Genomic DNA, 1,431 nt, shown 5'->3' with positions numbered 1-1,431 from the left:
TCAGCCCTCGCGCTGGCCGTCGACCAGGCGCTTGAGGTTGAGCGGGTTGGCCTCCTTGAGCGGCTCCGGACGCAGCGCATCCGGCAGGTTCTGATAGCACACCGGACGCAGGAAGCGATGGATCGCCGCGCTGCCCACCGAGGTGCTGCGCACGTCCGAGGTGGCCGGGAACGGCCCGCCGTGGACCATCGCGTGGCACACCTCGACGCCGGTCGGCCAGCCGTTGACCAGCAGCCGCCCGGCCTTGTGCTCCAGCGTCGGCAGCAGCGCGCGGGCCGCGTCCAGGTCGGCGTCGTCCATCTGCAGCGTGATGGTCAGCTGACCTTCGAGGCGGTCGGCGACCCGCTTGACCTCGGCCCGGTCCCGGCATTCGATCACCAGCGAGGTGGAACCGAACACCTCTTCCTGTAGCGCTTCATCAGCGAGGAAGTCGTCGGCGGAGGTGACGTACAGCCCGGCCTGGCACTGGTTGGGCGTCTCGCCGACCTGGCCGCGGGCCACTTCGCGCACCTTGTCGTGGCTCGAGAGCCGCGCCACGCCCTGCTGGTAGGCGTCATGGATGCCCGGGGTGAGCATGGTCTGCGCGGCGCTCTCCTTGAGCGCTTCGCCGGCGGTGGCGACGAAGGCGTCGAGTGCGGCGCCCTTCTCGGCGATCACCAGCCCGGGGTTGGTGCAGAACTGCCCGGCGCCCATGTTGAGCGAGGCGACGAAGCCCTTGGCCATCTCGTCGCCGCGCGCCTCGAGCGCCGCCGGCAGCGGAAACACCGGGTTGATCGAGCTCATCTCGGCGTAGAAGGGGATCGGCTCGGGGCGGTTCTGGGCGACCTTGAGCAGCGCCAGCCCGCCGCTGCGCGAGCCGGTGAAGCCGCCGGCCTTGATCCGCGCATCGGCGACCAGCGCGGTGCCGACCTCGCGCCCGGAGCCGAACAGCAGCGAGAACACCCCCTCGGGCAGGTTGCACTTGGCGATGGCGCGCTGGATCGCCCGGCCCACCAGCTCCGAGGTGCCGGGATGGGCGGAGTGCGCCTTGACGATCACCGGGCAGCCCGCGGCCAGCGCCGAGGCGGTGTCGCCGCCGGCCACCGAGAACGCCAGCGGGAAGTTGCTGGCACCGAACACCGCCACCGGGCCCAGCGCGATGTGGCGCTGGCGCAGGTCGACCCGCGGCATCGGCTGACGATCGGGCATGGCCGGATCGACGCGCACGTCGAGCCACTCGCCGGCACGCACCACGCCCGCGAACAGCTTGAGCTGGCCGCAGGTGCGTCCGCGCTCGCCCTCGATGCGCCCCCGGGGCAGGCCGCTTTCCGCCACGGCGCGCTCGATCAGCGCATCGCCGATCGCCTCGATCTCGGCGGCGATCGTCTCGAGGAATGTCGCGCGTTCCTCGAGCGAGGTCTCGCGGTACGTATCGAAGGCCGCCCAGGCGAG

General features: G+C 71.8%; 1 protein-coding gene. It reads right to left on the bottom strand.

The window, feature by feature from the left end:
- A partial coding sequence (locus tag R6258_RS18730) for an aldehyde dehydrogenase (NADP(+)) (RefSeq protein WP_318453458.1) occupies window positions 1-1,431 on the bottom strand: 1,431 nt, incomplete at its 5' end.

It is taken from the genome of Halomonas sp. HP20-15, assembly GCF_033446685.1.
Taxonomy (GTDB): Bacteria; Pseudomonadota; Gammaproteobacteria; order Pseudomonadales; family Halomonadaceae; genus Modicisalibacter.
Note: the sequence above shows the minus strand (reverse complement) of the source record. Positions and strands in the feature narration are given on the sequence as shown.